The sequence below is a fragment of the Micromonospora psammae genome (assembly GCF_036902725.1).
GTDB lineage: Bacteria > Actinomycetota > Actinomycetes > Mycobacteriales > Micromonosporaceae > Micromonospora.
This window is the reverse complement of sequence record NZ_JBAKHM010000025.1, coordinates 13,561-34,018: the sequence shown is the minus strand read 5'-3', so window position 1 is coordinate 34,018 and position 20,458 is coordinate 13,561. Positions and strand designations below refer to the sequence as shown.

Here is a 20,458-nt window from a genome sequence, read left to right as displayed (position 1 = left end):
AAGGGACGAAACGCCACGGTAACTTCATGATCACCGCCGGAGGGCGGGGTGGGGGGTGGGGGTCAGCTCTGGGGGAGAGCTTCGAGGGCCTTGGCGTAGGGGGCGGGGACGAAGTTCGGGCCGCCGGGGGTGAAGACGTCGGAGTTGGCGGCGGCCGACCAGGCGGTCTCCGGGACGGCGTCGACCAGGGCGCGCACCACCGGGGCCTCGCGCCACTGCTCCTGCTCGGCGAGCAGGCCCAGCGCCACCACCGACTCCTCCACCTCGCCGACGCACTCGAACGGCTTGTGCCCGTCCACGCCGAGCAGCTCCCGGTAACCGGGGAGCTGGGTGGCGTCGGCCAGCAGGTCGCCGCCGAAGATGCCGACGATCCGCTCCCGCGGCATGAACGGCGCCATGGCGAGGAAGACGAACCGGCACTTCGGGCAGTTCCGGCACCAGCGCTCGCTGGCGTCGCGCAGCTTGAACGCCGCGTTGCAGCTGGTCACCACGGCGTCGTACCGGTCGATCCCGGCGAAGAGCCGGGCGATGTGCAGCTCCGACAGCGACCGCAGCAGGGAGAAGTACGGCTCGGTGAGACCGGCGTGCTCGGCCAGCGCCGCCCGCAGCAGCCCTTCCGCCGCGACCCCCTTGGACCACTGGTGGTTGATCTCGTGACCGTTCCAGACCAGGTTCGGATCCGAGGCGGAGCGCTCGTTGGACATCACCACCGGGCCGAGGCCGTGCAGCACCGCCGTGGCGACCGCGATCAACGAGTTGATCGCGGTGACCGGGATGTGGCCGTTGAGCGCGCCGGCCGCGTTGAGGTCGAACAGCACCGGGTCGATCCGCCGCCGGGCGGCGAGGGCGTCCAGCCCGGACGCCTCGTTCACCGAGACGATCACGTGGTTCGGGTTGACCGAGAAGGGCACCGGGTCGAAGCCGGCCCGGCGCAGCGCCTCCAGGCTGACGATCGAGTCCTTGCCGCCGCCGACCGCGGAGAGCGGACGTCGGTCGGAGTCGTCGTACACCCGGGCGGGGGAAACCTCCCCGGCCGGCACCTCCGGGCGCAGCTCGAGCACGTGCGGCAGCTGGTTGCGGTAGGCGTACTCGGCCAGGCCCTGGGTGTAGACGGCCGTGACCAGCTCGGCGGCGGCCGAGCTCAGCGGCGCCGGCAGCACCAGCCGGCGCGGCGCGGCGGCCTTGTAGTAGCTGACCCCGGCGATGACGTGCAGCAGCTCCAGGACCCGGCCCAGGCTGGCCACCGTCTCGTCCGACGGCGGGTCGGCCGGCAACGGTAGCGTGATCACCTCGGTGAACCGCTGCTCGCCGTCGGGGCCGGTCAGGGCGTAGTCGAACAACGCCTCACCGGTGGCGAGATCGATCGAGTAGGACGGGAAGGTGAAGGCGTCCATCCGCCGGAGCTGCTCGTTGGGCACACGCCATACTAGGCCCTGGTTCGTCCGGCCGTGTCCGGCTGCGTCGGACCCCACCCGTCGAACGCCCCGCAACGCCCCGGAGGAGAACAAGTGCGTTTGTCTGACCTGCGCGGACGTAGAGTCGCCGTCTGGGGGGCCGGCCGGGAGGGCCGGGCCGCCGTGACCGCCATCGCCGCGCACGGCCCGGCCGACCTGGTCGCCGTCGACGACAGCGCCAACTTCCTCAGCCTGCCCTGGGAGGGTCCGCTGGCCGAGGCCGCGCCCCTGGTCACCGGCGAGGAGGGCTTCGCCCGGCTGGTCGCCGCCGACGTGGTGGTCCGCTCCCCGGGCGTGCCGAACACCCACCCGTGGCTGGTGGAGCTGCGCGGGCGCGGGACCGTCGTCACCCAGGGCACGGCCCTCTGGATGGCCGACCACGCCGAGCGGACCGTCGGGGTCACCGGCAGCAAGGGCAAGAGCACCACCTCCAGCCTGATCAGCCACCTGCTCGCCGCCGTCGACCGGCCGAACGTCTTCGGCGGCAACATCGGCGTGCCCACCCTCGACCTGCCCGAGGCCGACCGGTACGTGCTGGAGCTCTCCAGCTACCAGTGCAGCGACCTGACCGACTCGCCCCGGGTCGCGGTCGTCACCTCGCTCTTCCCCGAGCACCTCGACGCGCACGGCGGCGAGCGGGAGTACTACCGGGACAAGCTCAACCTGCTGGCCCACGGCCCCGAGACCGTCGTGGTCAACGGCACCGACCCGCGGCTCGCCGCCGAACTGGGCGACCGGCCGGCGGTCCGCGCCGGCACCCCGGACACCGCGCACGTGGCCACCGGTCCCGACGGCGCCCGCTGGTTCCACCTCGGCGACCAGCCGCTCTTTCCCCGAGCCGTGCTGCCGCTGGTCGGCCGGCACAACGAGGGCAACCTCTGCGTCGCGCTCGCCGTCCTCGACGCGCTCGGCGTCGACGTGGTCGCCCGCCGGGACACCCTGGCCGTGGCGGTCGCCGGGTTCCAGGGCCTCGCCCACCGGCTCACCGAGATCGTCGACCCGTCCGGCCTCACCTTCGTCGACGACACCCTCGCCACCAGCCCGTACGCGGCCATGCACGCCATCGACGCGTACGACGACCGGCCGCTGACCGTCATCGTCGGCGGCACCGACCGGGGGCTGGACTACTCGCCGCTGGCCGAGCACCTCGCCGAGCGGGAGGTCACCGTGATCGGCATCCCGGACAGCGGCACCCGGATCGTCGAGGCGCTCGCCGGGCTGCCGAAGGTGCGCACCGAGCTGGTCGACGACCTGGTGGACGCCGTCCGGCTCGCCCGGGAGGTGACCCCGGCCGGCGGGGTGGTGCTGCTCTCCCCGGCCGCGCCGAGCTACGGGCGGTTCCGCAACTTCGAGCACCGCTCCGAGGTCTTCGCCCAGGCCGTCCGGGACACCGCCGCCGGGTAGCCGGTGGACGGCCGGTAGCCGCCCACCGGCCATGGCCGGGGGTCAGTCGCCGGGGGCCAGCCCGGCGACCAGGTCGGCGGCGTCGAGCAGGCGCACCCGCTCCGCGTCCAGCTCGCCGCGGTACAGCGCGTACACCTGCGCGCCCTCGGCCAGCGGCAGGTCACCCCGGACCAGCGCCGCGAATCCCGGCGCGGCGGCCGGGACGCCGCCGACCGTCGTCGGGCCGAGCGCGGTCAACCGGCCGGTGAAGGCCGCCTCGTCCTCACCGGGCTCCCGCCGGTACGTCGACGTCCCGCCGTCGCGGTGCCGGACCAGCACGGTGCGGGCCCGGGCGGCGGCGTGCCAGCACGCCACCTCCCAGAGGTCCACCCGCCGTCCGGCGGCGAAGTGTCCGTCCGCCGCCGCGCTGAGCCGGGCGAGCGTCCGCGAGTAGCGGGCCACCGAGTGGTGGCCACCGGTGCCGGTCATCGTGGCGTCGATCCAGCGCATCGACCCGGCCCGCAGGTCCAGCACGAGCGGGGTGGCGACCTTGACCTGGCCGGTCAGGTCGAAGCGCTGCTCGACGGCCTTCGGCTCGAACGGCTGCCCCCGCCCCGGGTCGGCCATCAGGCCCGCGAACGCGTCGGTCATCGCCTCGAACGCCACGTCGTTGTAGCTGAACACCACCATCGCCACGTACCGGACGCCGCGCTCGCGCAGCGCCGCCACGTCGAGGTCGACGAACTCGCTGGCGCCCAGCGGGGCCGGCGCGGAGGTCAGGTCGCCGGAGTGCACCGCCGCGCGGTCGCCGAAGCGCAGCCGGGTGTAGTCGCACCAGCCGACGAAGCCGCCGTCGTCGGCGATCATCGCGACGGAGAGGTCCAGGTCGACCCGGGTGCCGGCCGGCTCGGTCCAGTGCAGGAAGAGCCGGACGCGCCGGCCCGGCGGCAGCGGCTGGCTGCTGCCCCGGGGCAGGGCGAGCAGCGCCGCCGAGGCGGTGCGCTCGGTGAACGGGGCGGTCAGGTCGGCCAGGCCGGCGTCGACCACCGCGACCTCGACCGGGGGCAGCAGGCCGGCGCGTCGCCGCAGCTCGCCGGTGAGCAGGCCGTCCAGCTCCCCGCCGGGGCCGGACGGCAGCCGGGGGCGCCGGTCCGGCTCGGCCCAGAGCCGGGCCCGCCCGCCGCGCGGGAAGTAGAGCCGCGTCACCGCCGGCCAGGTGGCCCCGCGGACCGCGCCCAGGGCCGCGACCAGCACGCCCGGCGAGACGGTACGCGCCGCGGTCGCCACGGTGCCGAGCAGCCGCCGCGGATCGTCGGCGCGGGCGGTCACCGCCACCAGCCGGCGCAGCAGCTCGCCCGGGCGGTGGGCCAGCAGGCCGACCGCGCGGTCCACCTCGCCGGCGACCAGCGCGCCCTCCACCCGGCCGCCCCACGAGGTGGCGCGCAGCCGGCCGCCCTCGACCCGCAGCAGCGCCGGGTGGGTGCCGGCCGCCGCGCGCAGCAGCCGGCCCAGTGTCGTGGTGTCGTCGACCGTCGTGCCGCGCAGCACCGCGAAGGCGACCGCCACCCGGGGGTGCCGGTCGGGCCGCTCGAACGGGTGCAGCGACTGCGCCGCGCGCAGCCAGCGGGACCGGTGCCGCAGCAGGTCGTCCACGAGGGACCCCAGGTCGAGCGCGTCCAGCCGGGCCAGCAGGGCCCGGCGCAGCGGCCGGGGCAGCGACCCGTGCCGCTTCGGCGGCTCGACCAGGCCGGCGTCGCCGCCGTGCAGCACCCACAGCAGCCGCAGCGCGTCGGTGGCGGTGTCGACGTACCGGTCCAGCAGCCTCACCACCCGGCCCGGGGCGGGCGGGTCGGCCAGCAGCCGGCCCAGCAGCAGCGCCCGCGTCTCCCGGACCGGGACCTCGGTCGGCAGCCAGCCGAGGTCGGCGGTGCCGGCGTGGTCGAGCAGGACCGACAGGTCGGCCCGGTCCGCCGGGGACAGCGGCGTCCGCCGGGCGAGCAGCGCGGCCAGCGCCCCGTGCACCGCCCGGTCGACGTCGTCGGCGAGCTCGAGCACGGCGGCGCGACGCGGCAGGGGCAGCGCCGGGCCGGCGCTCGGCGCGGCGGCGACGGGGTGGAACGGCCCGTCCCCGGTGAGCCGGCGGTGGCACAGCGGGCAGCCGGTGTAGCCGTCGTCCCAGCAGGCGGGGCAGACCAGGTGCGCGCACGGCGAGACCGGCGCCACCGTGTCCACCCGGCCGCAGAGCACGCAGGGCTGGAGGGGTTCCTGGAGGAGCAGCGTGAAGACCCGGCGGAGGTAGAGCTCGCCGGTGTCGGCCGGCACCCGGCGGGGGAAATCGCGGAACAGCGGCACGTGCGGGGTGTGCGCGCCGACCGCCGACTCCAGCACGGCCAGCAGCCCGAGGCCGGTGGCCGCCAGCCGGTCGGCGGGCAGCCCGGCCAGCTTCGCCCGCAGCCGCGGCCCGACCAGCCAGCCCAGCGCCAGCACGTCGGCCTCCAGGGCGGTCAGCCCCGCGTCGACCGTCGCCGGACGCCGGCCGGCCCGCTTGACCTTGCGCCGGGCGCCGCCGAGCAGACCCGTCGCGACCAGGCCCGAGCGTCGCACCAGGGCGACCGCCACCGGATGCACCGCCGTGCCGGTCGCCGGCGCCGTCAGCCGTGTCGTCACCGCGTCCTCCCCCGAGAAGCAGAACGGCGAGGGCGGAGATCGGGCGCACTAGGTTTCACCAAGAAAGGGGATGAGAAGGAAGCACGCCCAGGAGCCGCCCTCGCCGTGCCGCGAAGGCTACCGGCCGGCACCGACGTGGCGCAGCCCGGTTTCGGGCGACGAACCGGTCGGGCCGGCGCCGCGCGCGGGCGGGTCAGGCCGCGACGAGGGCGTCGTGCAGGGCGCGCATCGAGCGGATCGCCGAGCGGATCTCCTGGAGGTAGCGGCCCGGGGTGAGCGCCGGCTCCGGCAGGGCCGCCAGGTCCGGCAGGGCCGGGTCGACACCGACGGTCTCGATCCCGCAGCCGTACGGCAGGGCCAGGGTGCGCAGCGCGTCGCAGTGCTGGAACGGCACGTAGATCGGCGCGGTGACGGTCAGCACGAGGTCGCCGGGGGAGAGCCGCACGTGTTCGGCCCAGAACCGCTGGGTGTCGGCGGTGTGCGCGCGGCGTCGTCCGGGATCGCTGGACGGGGCGGCGAGCACCCGGACCGGCGGCAGCCCGTCCGGCCGGTAGGTCCGCGAGGACCAGGAGTGGTGCGGGTGAGGCGCGTCGTGCCCGTCCTCCTCGGCCGGCGCGGCGACCCCGAAGGCCCGCCGGACCGCCGCGTCGAGGGCGTCCACCTCGGTGTCGCCCGGTACGCCGGCCGCCGCCAGCGCCGACCGCTCCACCTCGGACAGGGGCCGGAAACTGCCGAGCACGGCCACCTCCCCGGTCACCGACGGGCCGGTGCGCAGCAGGTGCCGGGCGTACGCGACGCGCCGCAGGCAGGCGTGCGCCAGCCCGCCGAGCACCACCAGGTGGGTGTAGCGGGGCCGGGCGGGCGGCCCGGAGTCGACCAGTCCGAGCCGGTCGGCCGCGGCGAGCACCAGCCCGGCGGTGGCCCGGTCGAGCGCCGGTTCCCGGGCCTCGGGGCGTTCCCGCCCGCGGCGGAAGTCCCAGTGCCGCGCGGAGAAGTCGTCCAACCCGGCCAGCACCGCCGTCAGGTCGCCGGTCGGCCAGTCCCCGCCGAAGTGGCCGACGAGGGCGCGCAGCGGCGCGGAGTCCACCCAGGAACGGACGCCGACCGCGAGCTGCCCGACCGTCGCCCCGGCCGCGCCGGTGGGCAGTGCCACCTCCGTGTTCCGCACCGCCGGATCGTATCGGCGGGGCGCGGCGTGCCGCGGCAACCGACGACACGGGTGTCGCCTGCGGAATCAGTGGCCGTAGCCCCGGTCGACCAGCGGGACGGGAGGCGCCGGCTCGCTGGCGCGCCGGAAATCGTAGTGAGCGCTTGACGTGCTGTCAGGCGTGGACGGTCGCTGCGCTACACAGTGACAGTTGTCCCTGCGGGCGGGCGGTGGGAGCGTGCGGGGAAGCGAAACCGCCACCGTTGAAGGGTGCGACGATGACCACCGACGATCTGCTGGCCCGGCACCGGGCCGTCCTGCCGTCCTGGATGCCGCTGTACTACGCCGAGCCGATCGAGCTGGTCTCCGGCTCGGGGCGCCGGGTGACCGACGCCCAGGGGCGCACCTACCTGGACTTCTTCGGCGGCGTGCTGACCACCATGATCGGTCACGACATCCCGGAGATCCGGGAGGCCGTCGAGCGGCAGCTGCGCACCGGCATCGTGCACAGCTCGACGCTCTACCTGGTGCGGCAGCAGATCGAGCTGGCCGAGAAGATCGCCCGGCACTCCGGCATCCCGGACGCGAAGGTGTTCTTCACCAACTCGGGCACCGAGGCCAACGAGGCGGCCCTGCTCTTCGCCACCAACCACCGCCGCTCGTCGCAGATCCTCGCCGTGCGCAACAGCTACCACGGCCGGTCGTACGCCACCATGGGCGTCACCGGCAACCGGAGCTGGTCGGCGAGCGCGCTCAACCCGTTGCAGGTGGCCTGGCTGCACTCCGGTGAGCGGCTGCGCGGCCTGCTCGCCCGGCTGCCCGAGTCCGACCGGGTCGACGCCGCCGTGGAGGACCTGCGCGAGGTGCTGGCCACCCAGACCGCGGGCGACGTGGCCTGCCTGATCGCCGAGCCGATCCAGGGCGTCGGCGGCTTCGTGCACCCGCCGGACGGGCTCTTCGCCGCCTGGAAGAAGGTCCTCGACGAGCACGGCATCCTCTTCGTCTCCGACGAGGTGCAGACCGGCTGGGGGCGCACCGGCGAGCACCTGTGGGGCTACCAGGCGCACGGCGTCACCCCGGACCTGCTCACCTTCGCCAAGGGCATCGGCAACGGCTTCGCCCTCGCCGGCGTGGTCGGCCGGGCCGAGCTGCTGGAGTCGGTCCCCGCGATCAGCTTCTGCACCTTCGGCGGCAACCCGGTCTCCACCGCCGCCGGCAACGCCGTCCTGGACTACCTGCTCGACCACGACCTCCAGGCCAACGCGGCCCGTACCGGGGCGATCCTCGCCGACGGTTTGCGCGCCGAGGTGGGCGGCCTGGACTGTGTGGCCGAGGTACGCGGCAAGGGGCTGATGCTCGGCGTGGAGTTCGTCCGCCCCGGCACCACCGATCCCGATCCGGCGCTGGCCACCCGGGTGCTCGAGGCGTGCCGGGCCGGCGGCCTGCTCGCCGGCAAGGGTGGCCTGCACGGCAACGTGCTGCGGATGGGTCCGCCGCTGACGCTGACCGAGGACGAGGCCCGGGAAGGGCTGGCCATCCTGGTCGACGCGATCCGCTCGTCGGCCGAGGTGCCGGCGTGAACCTGATCGGCCACTTCGTCGACGGCAAGCGGATCTCCGGCGGCTCCCAGCGGCGCGGCGACGTCTTCGACCCGGCCACCGGCCGCCGTACCGGTCAGGTGGAGTTGGCCTCCGGCGGGGACGTGGCGATGGTCGTCGAGTCCGCCGAGCGTGCCGCGCGGAGCTGGCGCGACACCTCCCTGTCCCGGCGGACCGCGGTGCTCTTCGCCTTCCGCGAGCTGGTCCACGCCCGCCGCGACCGGCTCGCCGAGGTGATCACCGCCGAGCACGGCAAGGTCCTCGCCGACGCCGCCGGCGAGGTGCAGCGCGGTCTGGAGGTGATCGAGTACGCCTGCGGCATCCCCTCGGCGCTGCGCGGCGGCTTCAGCGAGAACGTCTCCACCGAGGTCGACTCGTACAGCCTGCGCCAGCCGCTCGGCGTGGTGGCGGTGATCTCGCCGTTCAACTTCCCGGTGATGGTGCCGCTGTGGTTCGTGCCGGTCGCGGTGGCCTGCGGCAACGCGGTGGTGCTCAAGCCCAGCGAGAAGGACCCGAGCGCGGCGCTGCTGCTGGCCGAGTGGTTCGCCGAGGCGGGCCTGCCGGCCGGGGTGCTGAACGTGGTCAACGGCGACAAGGAGGCGGTCGACGCGCTGCTGGAACATCCCGCGGTGAAGGCCGTCTCGTTCGTCGGCTCCACCCCGGTCGCCCGCTACGTGCACCAGCGCGGCGCGATGGCCGGCAAGCGGGTGCAGGCGCTCGGCGGGGCGAAGAACCACATGGTCGTGCTCCCCGACGCCGACCTGGACCTGGCCGCCGACGCGGCGGTCAACGCCGGCTTCGGGTCGGCGGGGGAGCGGTGCATGGCCATCTCGGCGCTGGTCGCGGTTGAGCCGGTCGCCGACGAGCTGGTCGCGAAGATCGCGCAGCGGATGGCGGGGCTGCGCACCGGGGACGGCCGGCGGGGCTGCGACATGGGCCCGCTGGTCACCGCGGCGCACGCCGAGCGGGTCCGGTCGTACGTGGCCTCCGGGGTGGCCGCCGGCGCGGTGCCGGTGGTGGACGGGCGCGACGTCGAACCGGACGGCGAGGCGGGCGGCTTCTGGCTCGGCCCGACCCTCTTCGACCGGGTCACCCCGGACATGGCGATCTACACCGACGAGATCTTCGGCCCGGTGCTCGGCGTCGTCCGGGTCGGCTCGTACGACGAGGCGGTCGAGCTGGTGAACGCCAACCCGTACGGCAACGGCACGGCGATCTTCACCAACGACGGCGGCGCCGCCCGGCGCTACCAGCACGAGGTGGAGGTGGGCATGGTCGGGATCAACGTGCCCATCCCGGTGCCGATGGCGTACTACTCCTTCGGCGGCTGGAAGTCGTCCCTCTTCGGGGACCTGCACGCGCACGGCGAGGACGGGGTGCGCTTCTACACCCGGGGCAAGGTGGTCACCAGCCGCTGGCTGGACCCGCGCCACGGCGGGGTCAACCTCGGTTTCCCCACCCAGACCTGAGCAGCCGCAGGGTGCCCGCCCCGGCCAGGTACGCCACCAGGGCCGGGACGGGCATCCCGAGCGGCTCGGGCGCCGACTTCGGCGTCACCGCGTTGACCACCAGGGCGTACACCACGGCGGCGAAGCCGGCGGCGACGAGCGCGGTGCGCGCGGTCGCCCACCCGCCGGCCCGCCGCCGGTCGGCGTCGCCCGGGCGCCGGCGGTCCGTCCGGCGGCGCCCGGCCCGGGCCTCGACGGGCCCGAAGACGGCGACCAGGACGGCCAGCACGACGGTCAGCATGAGCACCCAGGGCACCCGCCAGGCCAGCCAGGCGGCCGAGCCCGCCGGCGGCGTCGGCAGCAGCCCCACCGCGTCCAGGGCGCCGACCAGCAGCACCGCGGCGCTCAGGTGCCACAGGAAGATCGTGAGCACGACGGCGTTCACCGCGATCACCGCCTGCCACGGCCGGGTGCGGTGCAGCCACCGCTCGGCCCGGTCGCGCAGCAGCAGGATCAGCCCCAGCTGGGCGGTGGTCAGGGTGAGCAGGGCCAGGCTGGGCGGCGCCGCGTTGTCCAGCCGCTCACCCGGCATGTTGAGCATGGCGACCGGGTACGGGCCGACGCCGGTCAGCAGCACCGTCGCGGCCAGCCCGCCCAGCAGCGCCGTCCAGCCGGCCCGGCGCGACAGCGGCAGGCGGCGCGACCGCACGCCGCCGGGTCGCGATGGCCCGGCGGACCGCGGTGCGCGGTCGTCCTGCCGGTCCGGCCGCCGGGCCTCGTACCAGGCGAAGCCGAGCTGGTGGACGGCGAGCCAGCCGAAGAGGTAGTTCGGCAGCGCCAGCTCCGCCGGGCCCACCGCCCGCCCCACGTCGCCGACCGCGACCAGCGTCGCCAGCACCAGCGGTACGGCCAGGCCGAAGCGCCGGTGCAGCGCGTACGTCAGCGGGGTCAGCGGCACCACCACGAGGTAGGCGGCGAGGAACCAGAGCGGGATGCTGGCGAACCAGACGACGGTGCGGACCATCGGCGCCTCGACGCCGGCCGCGCGGGCCACCACCGCCCCGGTGACGAGCACCACCAGCAGCGCGGTGGTGGGCCGCAGCAGGCGGGCGCCCCGGTCCAGCAGCCAGCCCGTCACCTCGCCAGCGCGGTCCCGGTGCCGGGTCAGCGAGGCCGCGTTGGCGTAGCCGCCGACCAGGAAGAAGATCGGCATCACCTGGGCCGGCCAGGTGAACGGGTACAGCCAGGGCAGGTCGGTGAGCGCCGACCGTCCGGTGGGCTGGCCGCCGGCGTCCCGGCCGATCACGGCGACGGCCCAGTGACCGAGGACGACCATCGTGATGGCCAGCGCGCGGAGCAGGTCCACGTAGCGTTCCCGGCTGGCCGGGGTGCGCTCGGCGAGCTGTCGCAGGCGGCGCATGGGATCAGGCTATGCCAGCCCGGGGACGGCCGGTGGTGATAACGATCGGCCGCCGGGGCTTGAAGTCGGCGCGCTCCTGCCGTAGAAATTCTTCAGCAACACGACATGAACTGAAGACATTCGACGTGCCTCGCGCGGTGGACGCCATCCCCCATGCACCGGCGCCCGCCCGACCCGATCCGAGGAGAGCTGATGAACAGGCGTGACATGCTCCGGCGTACCGCCGCCGCCGGCCTGCTGGCCACCCCCGCTGCCGGTCTGCTCGCCGGCTGCGCCACCGGCGGTGGCGACGACAAGGCCAAGGGCGGCACCTACCAGGGCACCAAGAGCGAGCAGAACCCCCTTGGCGTCAAGGAGGACGCGCCGCTGGAGGTGGTCATCTTCAACGGCGGCTTCGGCGAGGAGTACGCCAAGGCCCACGAGGCCATGTACAAGGAGAAGTACCCGAAGGCCGAGATCAAGCACTCGGCCACCCAGGAGATCAGCAAGACCCTCCAGCCGCGCTTCGTCGACGGCACCCCGCCGGACGTGGTCAACAACTCCGGCGCCGGCCAGATCGACTTCAACGGCCTGGTGTCGCAGAACGCCCTCGCCGACCTCGGCGAGCTGCTCGCCGCGCCGAGCCTCGACATCCCCGGCAAGACCGTCAAGGACACCCTGCTGCCCGGCGCGGTCGAGGTCGGCTCGTACGACGGCCGGTTCCTGGTCTTCAACTACACCTACACCGTCTACGGCATCTGGCACTCCGCCAAGCTCTTCGGCGAGCGCAACTGGGCGTACGCCAAGACCTGGGACGAGCACATCGCGCTCTGCAAGCAGATCAAGGCCGCCGGCATCGCCCCCTGGACGTACGCCGGCCTGCACCCCCGCTACATGAGCTGGCCGCTGATCTCGACGGCGATCAAGTTCGGCGGGCCGTCGGTCGCCACCGCGATCGACAACCTGGAGCCCAACGCCTGGAAGTCCGACGCGATGAAGGCCGCCGCCGACGCCTGGCACCAGATCGTCAAGGACAAGTACATCCTGGAGGGTTCGCCGGGCCTGGACCACAAGCAGTCGCAGACCGCCTGGTGCCAGGGCAAGGCCGCCTTCATCTCCTGCGGATCCTGGCTGGAGAGCGAGCAGAAGGACGTCACCCCGGCCGGGTTCAACATGACCATCGCGCCGACCCCCAGCCTGGGTAGCGGCGACAAGCTGCCGTACGCCGCGCTCCGCGGCACCGCCGGAGAGCCGTTCATGGTGCCGGCCAAGGCGAAGAACATCGCCGGCGGCCTGGAGTTCTTCCGGACCATGCTGTCGAAGAAGGGTGCCCAGGACTTCACCCGCAGGGTCTCCAGCCTGACCGTGGTGGCCGGCTCGACCGAGGGCGTGGAGCTGCCCTACGGGCTGGACACGGTGGTCAAGGCGCTGGACGCCTCCGGCGCCAACGGCTTCAACTGGGTCTACAACAACTACTACCGCAAGCTGGAGCGGAACCTGGTCGACGCCGCCTGCGGCGAGTTCTTCAGCGGCCGGATCGGCCCGGCCGAGTTCCTCGACCAGTGCCAGAAGGGCGCCGACTCGATCGCCCAGGACAGCTCGGTCAAGAAGTACAAGCGGGCCGTGTGACACCCGGCCGGTGGGGGCGGGCCACCCGTCCCCACCGGCCCCCGAGGTAGGTAGGTCCCCATCGTGAGACATGGCAAGTACCCGCTGATCGTCACCTTCCTGGTGCCGCCGGTGCTGCTGTACGTCGTCTTCGTCGTCTCGCCGTACCTTCAGGCGTTCCAGATCTCCACCACCGACTGGCTCGGCTACTCCGCCGACGCCAACTCCGTCGGGCTGGCGAACTTCAAGGCCCTCTGGCGCGACGACTACGTCTGGAACGCGCTGAAGAACAACGCGATCCTGCTCGCCCTGGTGCCGGTGCTGACCATCGTGCTCGGGCTCTTCTTCGCCACCATGCTCAACATGGGCGGACGCAAGGGCCGCGCCGGGGTCACCGGGGTACGTGGCACCGCGCTCTACCGGACCGTCTACTTCTTCCCGCAGGTGCTCTCGGTGGTGATCATCGCGCTGCTCTGGAAGGAGGTCTACCACCCCAACAAGGGCCTGCTCACCAGCCTGCTGCACGCGGTGGGGCTTGACTCGCCCACCTGGCTCGGCGACCCTCGGACCGCCTTCTGGTGCGTGCTCGCCGTGATGGTCTGGAGCAACGTCGGTTTCTACGTGGTGCTCTTCGGCGCGGCCATGTCGGCGGTGCCGAAGGAGATCTACGAGGCTGTCATGCTCGACGGCGCGTCCCGGCTGACCACGCTGCGCCGGGTCACCCTGCCGCTGCTCTGGGACACCGTCCAGGTCGCCTGGGTCTACCTGGCCATCTTCGCCCTGGACGGCTTCATCCTGGTCCAGCTGATGACCAACGGCGGGCCGAACTTCTCCACCGACGTGATCGGCGTGCGGATGTACGACACGGCGTTCGGCAGCGAGACCAAGTTCGGGTACGCCTCGGCGATCGGCGTGGTGATGTTCTTCCTGACCCTGTCGGTGGCGGCGCTGTCGCTGCGCGTCGGCCGGCGTGACCGAATCGAGTACTCGTGACCACCCTGGACGAGGTCGCCCCGATCACCGCGGCGACCGAGCGAACCGCCGACCGGCCGGTACGTCGGGAACTCGGCGTCGCCAACGTCTTCTCGCACGGTTTCCTGCTGTTCTGGGCGGCGCTGACCGTGCTGCCGCTGCTCTGGATGTTCGTCAGCTCGTTCAAGAGCAACGGCGAGATCCTCGCCGACCCGTGGGGGATGCCCGAGACGCTGCGCTGGGACAACTGGGTCCGGGCCTGGACCGGCGCGCACATCGGCCGGTACTTCCTGAACAGCCTCGTCGTGGTGGCCGGCTCGGTCAGCCTGACCATGCTGGCGGGCGCCACCGCCGCGTACGTCTTCGCCCGGTACGAGTTCCGGGGCCGGCAGTTCGTCTACTACCTGTTCGTCGGCGGCCTGATGTTCCCGGTCTTCCTCGCCCTGGTGCCGCTCTTCTTCGTGGTCCGCAACGCCGGCCTCTTCGGCACCTGGACCGGCCTGATCCTGGTGTACGCGGCCTACTCGCTGCCGTTCACGGTCTTCTTCCTGACCGCCTTCTTCCGCACCCTGCCCACCTCGGTGGCGGAGGCGGCCATGGTTGATGGCTGCGGACACTTCCGGCTCTTCTTCCGGGTGATGCTGCCGATGGCCCGTCCGGGACTGATCAGCGTGGCCATCTTCAACTTCCTCAGCCACTGGAACCAGTTCCTGCTGCCGCAGGTGCTCATGCAGGGCGACGAGTCGAAGTGGATGCTCGCCCAGGGCCTCTTCGCCCTCTCGGTCAGCCAGGGCTACGCGGGTGACTACGCCCGGCTCTTCGCCGGGCTGAGCATCGCGGTGCTGCCGGTGCTCGCGGTCTACGTGGCCTTCCAGCGGCAGGTCCAGTCGGGCCTGACCGCCGGTCAGCTCAAGTGATGATTGACCGTTAGCGATCGCTGGTTTCGGACCCCTGCCGGGAGGGTGGGCCGCCGCGCGGTCGGCGCTCGCCCTCCCGGGCGGCCGGCCTTTCCAGGTCGGGTCCCGGCTGGAGCCGGCCCTCGCCACCACCTGACGCCCGCCGGCCCCGTCAGCTCGGCCGGATCGCCCGCCCCGCCGAGTTCGCCGGCCCCGCCGGCCCCGCCGACTTCGCCACTTCGGCCGGATCGCCCCGCCCGCCCACCGTGCTGGCCCTGCTGGTCCTGCACACCCGCCAGACCGCCGGCACCCCGGCAAGATCGTGCTGGATCCTGGAAATAGTGGCTTCCCAAGCCGTGCGAGGGGACTACATCCAGGATCCAGCACGATCTTGCCGGGGTGCCGGCGGATCAGGTGGTCTTCGGGACCTGGGGGGATCAGGTGGTGTCGGGGGTGGCGGCGGACCAGGTGGACTCCGGTACCCCCGGCGGATCAGGCGGTGTCGGGGGGCGCCGGCGATCAGGCGGACTCCGGGACCCCGGCGGATCAGGTGGACTCCGGGATCCCGGCGGATGCGGGATACCGCGGGGGTCAGGGGGCAGGGCGGCCGGGTCAGGGGGTGGTCGGGACCAGGCGGGCGTGCAGGGCGGCCGGGTCGGTCACCTCGGGCAGGTCCAGGGCGGCGAGCCAGGCCGCCGCGGCGGCCCCGTCGCCGGCGGTGCGCACCGGCGCGTCCGGCCAGCGCCGGTGCGCCTCGACGCGGACGGCCGCGGCCAGCGGGGTGTCCCCGGTGAGCAGTCCGCCGCCGAGCACGAGCGGCGTGACCGCGCCGGCCGGCCGAATCCGTCCGGCGCTGTCGGCCAGGTGGGCGGCGGCGCGTTCGATCAGCGGGACCGCCTCCGGCTCGCCGTCGACGGCGGCGGCCACCACCAGCGGCGCGAGCCGGGCCAGCTCCACCGGAGGGCGTCGGGTCACCGCCTGGATCAGCGCGTCGACGGTGTCCCGGGAGCGGGCCGCCACGTCGGCGGTGCCGAGCAGGTCGGTGAGCACCCGCCGACCCAGCGGGCCCGGCGGGTCGCCGCTGTCCAGGGTGGCCAGTAGCGAGCGGACCGTCTCGCGGCCCAGCCAGAACCCGGAGCCGGCGTCGCCCAGCAGCCAGCCGTGGCCGTCGGCGACCCGGTCCAGCCGCAGGTCGCGCACCTGTGCGGCGATCGCGCCGGTGCCGGCGACCAGCACCGTGCCGTCCGGTGCGGCGGTGCCGGAGGCGTACGCGACGAGGGCGTCGCCGTGCACGGCGTACGGGCAGCGGAGTCCGGCCCGGGCCCAGGCCTGGTCGAAGGCGGCGCGTCCCGCCGGGTCGGCGAGCAGCCGGGCCGCCCCGGCCAGTCCGATCACGCCCGCCCGCACCCGGGACGGGTCCACGTCGGCCAGCGCGCCGCACAGGGCGGTGAGCAGTTCGGCCGCGGCCCGTTCGGCGCCGTGGCTGGTCGGGTTGCCGCCGCCGCCCCGGCCGGTGCCGAGCCGTTCGCCGCTCAGGGTCAGGGCGGTCGCCCGGGTGGACGTACCTCCGACGTCGAGACCGACCACGACGGTGTCGGACATGCTCACGGGCCTCCCGGGTGTGGCGTTGCGGCGGGGTTCATGCTGGTCGGCCGGGTGCCGCAGGGCAAGGTCGGGGGCCGTCCAGGCGCTGTGCGCCAGGTAACAGTTTGAAAACTTCGCCCACACTCTTGACACGGAGGGTCGTTTAGTAAGAACTTTTACCACTAACAGTTAACACTCTTTTCCGAAAGGCTCCCGATGGTTGATCAAGAGGTGGACGTCGCCGCGGGGACCGCGGTGGTCGACGCCGATGCGGTCGACCGGCGGAGCACGGACGGAGTGCTGGCCCGGGTCCGGGCCGGCACGGGGGAGTTGACGGGGGCGTTGCGCCGGGTCGCCGAGCACGTGCTCAGCGACCCGGAGGCGGCGGCCCGGGCCACCATCGTCGAGCTGGCCGAGCGCAGCGGCACCTCGCCGGCCACCATCACCCGGTTCTGCCGCGCGATGGGCTTCGACGGCTACGCCGACCTGCGGCTGGGCATCGCCTCGGAGACCGGCCGGGCCCGCTCCGCCGGCTGGACCGTCGACATCGGCCGGGAGATCCAGCCCGGCGACCCCCTCGCCCGGGTGCTGGACCAGATCATGGCCGCCGACACCCGCGCCATGCACGACACCGCCGCCCTGCTCGACCTGACCGAGGTGGAGCGGGCCGCCGTCGCCATCGCCGGCGCCAACCGGGTCAACATCTTCGGCGCCAGCGGCAGCGCGCTCGTCGGCGAGGAGATGCAGTTCAGCCTGCACCGCATCGGCGTGGCCGCGTGGGCCTGGAGCGACGTGCACGAGGGACTGGCCAGCGCCGCGCTGCTCGGCGCGGGGGACGTCGCGCTCGGCATCTCGCATACCGGGCAGACGCGGGAGACCATCGAGATGCTCGCCGAGGCGGACAGCCGGGGCGCGACCACGGTGGCGCTGACCGGCTTTCCCCGCTCACCGCTGGCCGAGCTGGCCGACATCGTGCTGCTCACCGCCAGCCAGGCCACCACCTTCCGGCCCGACGCGCTGTCGGCCCGGCACCCGCAGCTCGTCGTGCTCGACCTGCTCTACATCGCCGTGGCGCAGCGGACCCACGACCGCGCCCACGCGGCCTTCCGGCGTACCGCCCAGGCCGTCGACGGGCACAAGGCCGCGAAGGGAGCCACGTCATGATCAGTGCTCAGGGGTACGCCGAGGCGGTCCGCCCGGTGCTCGACCGGGTGGTCGACTCGCAGGCCGAGGCGATCGGGCGGGCCGCCGACCTGATCGTGGCCAGTCTGCGCGCCGGCGGCGTGCTCCAGGCGTTCGGCGCCGGCCACTCCGAGGCGTTCGCCGCCGAGCTGGTCGCCCGCGCCGGCGGGCTGGTCCCCACCAACCGGCTCTCCCTGCACGACCTGGTCCTGCACGGCGACGCCCCCCGCGACCTGCTCGCCGACCCCAAGCTGGAGCGCGACCCGGCCGTCGCCCACCAGCTGCACGCCCTGGCCGCCCCGCACCCGGCCGACGTCTTCGTGGTCGCCTCCCAGTCCGGCATCAACGGCTCGGTCGTCGAGCTGGCGCTGCTGGTCAAGTCCGGCGGCCATCCCTTGATCGCGGTCACCTCGGTGGCCCACACCGAACGGGTGGCCCCCCGGCACCCGTCCGGTCACCGGCTCGCCGATCTCGCCGACGTCGTGCTGGACAACGGCGCGCCGTACGGCGACGCACTGCTGCCGCTCGAGGGCGGCGGCGCGGTCTGTGCGGTCTCCTCGGTCACCGCCGCGCTGCTGGCGCAGCTGCTGACCGCGGAGGTCGTACGACGGTTCCACCAGGCTGGAGAGGTACCCCCTATCTACCTCTCCGCCAACGTCCCCGGAGGGGACGAGCACAACCTCGCCCTCGAGTCGCGGTACGCCGGGCGTCTCCGGCGCACCGCCTGACCCGAACATCCAAGGAGAGACGACGATGTCGATTACCCCCGAGAACCCGACCGACCTGAGCCGTCGGACCGTGCTGCGGCGGGCCGCCGCGGTGGGCCTGCTCGCCACCCCGGCCGTCAGCCTGCTCGGCGCCTGCGCCACCAGCGGCTCCGACGAGGGCGGCAGCAAGGCCGAGGAGGGCACCAAGAGCGCCGCCAACCCGCTGGGCGTCAAGGACGACGCTCCGCTGGAGGTGGTCATCTTCAACGGCGGCTACGGCGAGAAGTACGCCACCGACGTGCACCAGCCGCTGTACAAGAAGGCGTTCCCCAAGGCCGAGATCAAGCACCAGTCCACCCAGGCGGTCTCCACGGTGCTCCAGCCGCGGTTCGCCTCGGGCAACCCGCCGGAGTTCGTCAACAACTCCGGCGAGAAGCTGATCGACTTCGGCTCGCTGGTCGCCGACGGCCAGCTGATGGACCTTACCGAGCTGTGGGACGCCCCGTCGGTCGACGACCCGTCCAAGAAGGTCCGCGACACCGTGGTGCCGGGCACCGTCGAGGCGGGCTCGTTCAACGGCAAGCCGTACGTCCTGTACTACGTCTCCACGGTCTTCGGCATCTGGTACTCCGGCAAGCTGTTCAAGGACAACGGCTGGGCGCCGGCGAAGGACTGGTCCGAGTTCACCGCCCTGCTCGACAAGATCAAGGCCAAGGGCATCACCCCGTACGGCTACGCCGGCGCGAACGCGGCCTACTACCAGTGGAACGTGATCCTCACCCACGCCGCGAAGATCGGCGGCACCGACGTCCTCAAGAACATCGACAACCTGGAGGACGGCGCCTGGCAGCAGGACGCGGTCAAGCAGGCCGCCGAGGCGTGGGCCGAGATCGGCGCCAAGTACGTCGACAAGAGCTTCGAGGGGCTCAAGCACACCGACGTGCAGCTGCGGCAGAACCAGTACAAGGTGGCGTTCTACCCCAGCGGTGACTGGCTGGAGGGCGAGCAGAAGAAGGACACCCCGGCCGGCTTCGAGTACCAGCTGATGCCGGTGCCGAGCCTGTCCGCCTCGGACAAGCTCCCGGCCACCGCCGTGCGGGCCACCGCCGGCGAGGGCTACTTCGTCTCGGCCAAGTCGAAGAACCCGCGTGGCGGCCTGGAGTACATGCGCCAGATGCTCTCCACGGCCGGCGCGAAGGGCTTCACCGAGGTGGTCAAGGCTCCGACCGTGGTCACCGCCGGCTCCGAGGGCTTCGCCTTCCCGCCCGGTGTGGCCAGCTCGCAGGCCGCGCTCAAGGCGGCCGGCCAGGACGTGTTCAACCTGTACTTCGACGGCTGGTACAAGGAGCTCGACACGGAGGCGCGGACCGCCACCAACGAGCTGATGTTCGGCCGGATCAAGGCGGACGCCTTCGTGGAGCGGATCCAGAAGCGGGCCGACGCGATCAAGAAGGACAGCTCCGTCGCCAAGTTCAAGCGCTGACCGAACGGAGTAGCGGGATCATGCGGCACGGCAAGTATCCATTCGTGATCGGGTTCCTCTTCGCCCCGGTCACGCTGTACGTGGTCTTCGTCATCGCGCCGTACGCGCAGGCGTTCCAGATCTCGATGACCAACTGGCGGGGGCTCTCGGCCCCGGAGTGGGTGGGCTTCGACAACTACCGGCGGCTGCTCGACGACGGGAGCTTCTGGAAGGCGGTCCAGCACCACGGCGTACTGCTGCTTGCCCTGCCGCTGATCACCATCGCCATCGCGCTCTTCTTCGCCTTCCTGCTCAACGTGGGCGGGCGGAGCGTGGGCGGGCAACGCCAGGGGGTCCGGGGGTCGAAGTTCTACCGGGTGGTGTTCTTCTTCCCCCAGGTCCTCGCGGTGGCGATCATCGCGGTGCTGTTCCAGATGGTGTACCGGCCGAACGAGTCCGGCCTGATCAACGGCGTGCTGATGGAGCTCGGGCTCGACCCGGTGCTCTTCCTGATCCGGCCGAACCTGGCGCTCTGGTCGATCATCGCGGTGCTGGTCTGGCAGGCGGTCGGCTTCTACGTGGTGCTCTTCTCGGCCGGGATGGCCTCCATCCCGGGCGAGATCTACGAGGCGGCCGAGATGGACGGGGCGAGCAAGGTGACCCTCTTCTTCCGGGTCACCCTGCCGCTGCTCTGGGACACCCTCCAGGTGGCCTGGGTCTATCTCGGCATCGCCGCGTTCGACGCGTTCGCCATCGTCGCGGTCCTCTCGGTGGACAACGGCGGCCCGGACGGCGCGACGACGGTGCTGGCGGTGGAGATCTACCGCAACGCCTTCGTCTACTCGAAGTACGGTTACGCCTCGGCGATGGGCGTGGCGCTGTTCTTCCTCACCCTCACGTTCGCGGCGCTGACGCTGCGGCTGACCAAGCGGGAAAGCGTGGAGTACTGAG

At 73.1% G+C, this 20,458-nt stretch carries 15 protein-coding genes; 10 read left to right on the top strand and 5 right to left on the bottom strand.

The annotated features are described in order from the left end of the window. Window positions 1–62 precede the first annotated feature (62 nt). On the bottom strand, window positions 63–1,418 hold the full coding sequence (locus V6U79_RS24480; RefSeq protein WP_334615967.1) for a MurL-like N-terminal domain-containing: 1,356 nt from the start codon (window positions 1,416–1,418) through the stop codon (window positions 63–65). 90 nt (window positions 1,419–1,508) lie between these two features. On the opposite strand from V6U79_RS24480, the gene murD reads away from it, so the two are divergent. Further along, window positions 1,509–2,858, top strand: a complete 1,350-nt coding sequence (gene murD, locus V6U79_RS24475; RefSeq protein ID WP_334615966.1) for a UDP-N-acetylmuramoyl-L-alanine--D-glutamate ligase — start codon at window positions 1,509–1,511, stop codon at window positions 2,856–2,858. 42 nt (window positions 2,859–2,900) lie between these two features. Here murD and V6U79_RS24470 read toward each other — a convergent pair whose 3' ends face one another. Together V6U79_RS24470 and V6U79_RS24465 are read right to left on the bottom strand one after the other, a co-directional pair. Beyond that, on the bottom strand, window positions 2,901–5,504 hold the full coding sequence (locus V6U79_RS24470; protein ID WP_334615965.1) for an MXAN_6230/SCO0854 family RING domain-containing protein: 2,604 nt from the start codon (window positions 5,502–5,504) through the stop codon (window positions 2,901–2,903). A 193-nt stretch (window positions 5,505–5,697) separates the two neighbouring features. Further along, entirely contained in the window at window positions 5,698–6,672 is a 975-nt protein-coding gene (locus tag V6U79_RS24465; RefSeq protein ID WP_334527343.1) for a hypothetical protein, read from the bottom strand. 257 nt (window positions 6,673–6,929) lie between these two features. On the opposite strand from V6U79_RS24465, the gene V6U79_RS24460 reads away from it, so the two are divergent. Both V6U79_RS24460 and V6U79_RS24455 read left to right on the top strand, forming a co-directional pair. Next, window positions 6,930–8,231: an aspartate aminotransferase family protein gene (locus V6U79_RS24460; protein ID WP_334527340.1), complete on the top strand. Its 1,302-nt coding sequence runs from the start codon at window positions 6,930–6,932 to the stop codon at window positions 8,229–8,231. After that, entirely contained in the window at window positions 8,228–9,718 is a 1,491-nt protein-coding gene (locus tag V6U79_RS24455) for a CoA-acylating methylmalonate-semialdehyde dehydrogenase (protein WP_334527337.1), read from the top strand. Before V6U79_RS24460 ends, V6U79_RS24455 begins: the two co-directional genes overlap by 4 nt. On the opposite strand, the gene V6U79_RS24450 is transcribed toward V6U79_RS24455, so the two are convergent. Then, window positions 9,690–11,117, bottom strand: coding sequence for an acyltransferase family protein (locus tag V6U79_RS24450; protein ID WP_334615963.1), 1,428 nt, complete (start codon window positions 11,115–11,117; stop codon window positions 9,690–9,692). The genes V6U79_RS24455 and V6U79_RS24450 overlap by 29 nt on opposite strands. A gap of 192 nt (window positions 11,118–11,309) precedes the next feature. Between V6U79_RS24450 and ngcE (V6U79_RS24445) the strand changes: the two genes are divergently transcribed. From ngcE (V6U79_RS24445) to V6U79_RS24435, 3 genes are all read left to right on the top strand, one after another. Next, window positions 11,310–12,725 carry an N-acetylglucosamine/diacetylchitobiose ABC transporter substrate-binding protein gene (gene ngcE, locus V6U79_RS24445; protein WP_334615962.1) on the top strand — a complete coding sequence of 472 codons (1,416 nt, stop codon included), beginning with the start codon at window positions 11,310–11,312 and terminating at the stop codon, window positions 12,723–12,725. 63 nt (window positions 12,726–12,788) lie between these two features. Next, window positions 12,789–13,697 carry a carbohydrate ABC transporter permease gene (locus V6U79_RS24440; RefSeq protein ID WP_334527328.1) on the top strand — a complete coding sequence of 303 codons (909 nt, stop codon included), beginning with the start codon at window positions 12,789–12,791 and terminating at the stop codon, window positions 13,695–13,697. Then, complete coding sequence (locus V6U79_RS24435) at window positions 13,694–14,593, top strand: carbohydrate ABC transporter permease (protein ID WP_334527325.1); 900 nt, start codon at window positions 13,694–13,696, stop codon at window positions 14,591–14,593. Before V6U79_RS24440 ends, V6U79_RS24435 begins: the two co-directional genes overlap by 4 nt. A 591-nt stretch (window positions 14,594–15,184) precedes the next feature. Here V6U79_RS24435 and V6U79_RS24430 read toward each other — a convergent pair. Then, window positions 15,185–16,174 carry an N-acetylglucosamine kinase gene (locus tag V6U79_RS24430; protein WP_334615961.1) on the bottom strand — a complete coding sequence of 330 codons (990 nt, stop codon included), beginning with the start codon at window positions 16,172–16,174 and terminating at the stop codon, window positions 15,185–15,187. Between the two features lie 198 nt (window positions 16,175–16,372). On the opposite strand from V6U79_RS24430, the gene V6U79_RS24425 reads away from it, so the two are divergent. The 4 genes from V6U79_RS24425 to V6U79_RS24410 are packed head-to-tail and all read left to right on the top strand — an operon-like array spanning window position 16,373 to window position 20,457. Beyond that, on the top strand, window positions 16,373–17,320 hold the full coding sequence (locus V6U79_RS24425; RefSeq protein ID WP_334527320.1) for a MurR/RpiR family transcriptional regulator: 948 nt from the start codon (window positions 16,373–16,375) through the stop codon (window positions 17,318–17,320). Beyond that, complete coding sequence (locus tag V6U79_RS24420) at window positions 17,317–18,066, top strand: sugar isomerase domain-containing protein (RefSeq protein WP_334615959.1); 750 nt, start codon at window positions 17,317–17,319, stop codon at window positions 18,064–18,066. The genes V6U79_RS24425 and V6U79_RS24420 overlap by 4 nt, the downstream gene beginning before the upstream one ends. Before the next feature lie 25 nt (window positions 18,067–18,091). Next, the gene (gene ngcE / locus V6U79_RS24415; RefSeq protein WP_334615958.1) at window positions 18,092–19,528 is read left to right on the top strand and encodes an N-acetylglucosamine/diacetylchitobiose ABC transporter substrate-binding protein; all 1,437 of its coding nucleotides are present in this window, start codon (window positions 18,092–18,094) and stop codon (window positions 19,526–19,528) included. Window positions 19,529–19,548: 20 nt separating this feature from the next. After that, the gene (locus V6U79_RS24410; RefSeq protein ID WP_334615957.1) at window positions 19,549–20,457 is read left to right on the top strand and encodes a carbohydrate ABC transporter permease; all 909 of its coding nucleotides are present in this window, start codon (window positions 19,549–19,551) and stop codon (window positions 20,455–20,457) included. Window position 20,458: the final 1 nt, after the last annotated feature.

Excerpts from the sequence above, each read along its gene's own strand:
- V6U79_RS24420 (WP_334615959.1), top strand. The coding sequence starts at position 17,317 with ATGATCAGTGCTCAGGGGTACGCCGAGGCGGTCCGCCCGGTGCTCGAC.
- V6U79_RS24410 (WP_334615957.1), top strand. The coding sequence starts at position 19,549 with ATGCGGCACGGCAAGTATCCATTCGTGATCGGGTTCCTCTTCGCCCCG.
- ngcE (WP_334615962.1), top strand. The coding sequence starts at position 11,310 with ATGAACAGGCGTGACATGCTCCGGCGTACCGCCGCCGCCGGCCTGCTG.
- V6U79_RS24450 (WP_334615963.1), bottom strand. The coding sequence starts at position 11,117 with ATGCGCCGCCTGCGACAGCTCGCCGAGCGCACCCCGGCCAGCCGGGAA.
- V6U79_RS24425 (WP_334527320.1), top strand. The coding sequence starts at position 16,373 with ATGGTTGATCAAGAGGTGGACGTCGCCGCGGGGACCGCGGTGGTCGAC.
- V6U79_RS24460 (WP_334527340.1), top strand. The coding sequence starts at position 6,930 with ATGACCACCGACGATCTGCTGGCCCGGCACCGGGCCGTCCTGCCGTCC.
- V6U79_RS24430 (WP_334615961.1), bottom strand. The coding sequence starts at position 16,174 with ATGTCCGACACCGTCGTGGTCGGTCTCGACGTCGGAGGTACGTCCACC.
- ngcE (WP_334615958.1), top strand. The coding sequence starts at position 18,092 with ATGTCGATTACCCCCGAGAACCCGACCGACCTGAGCCGTCGGACCGTG.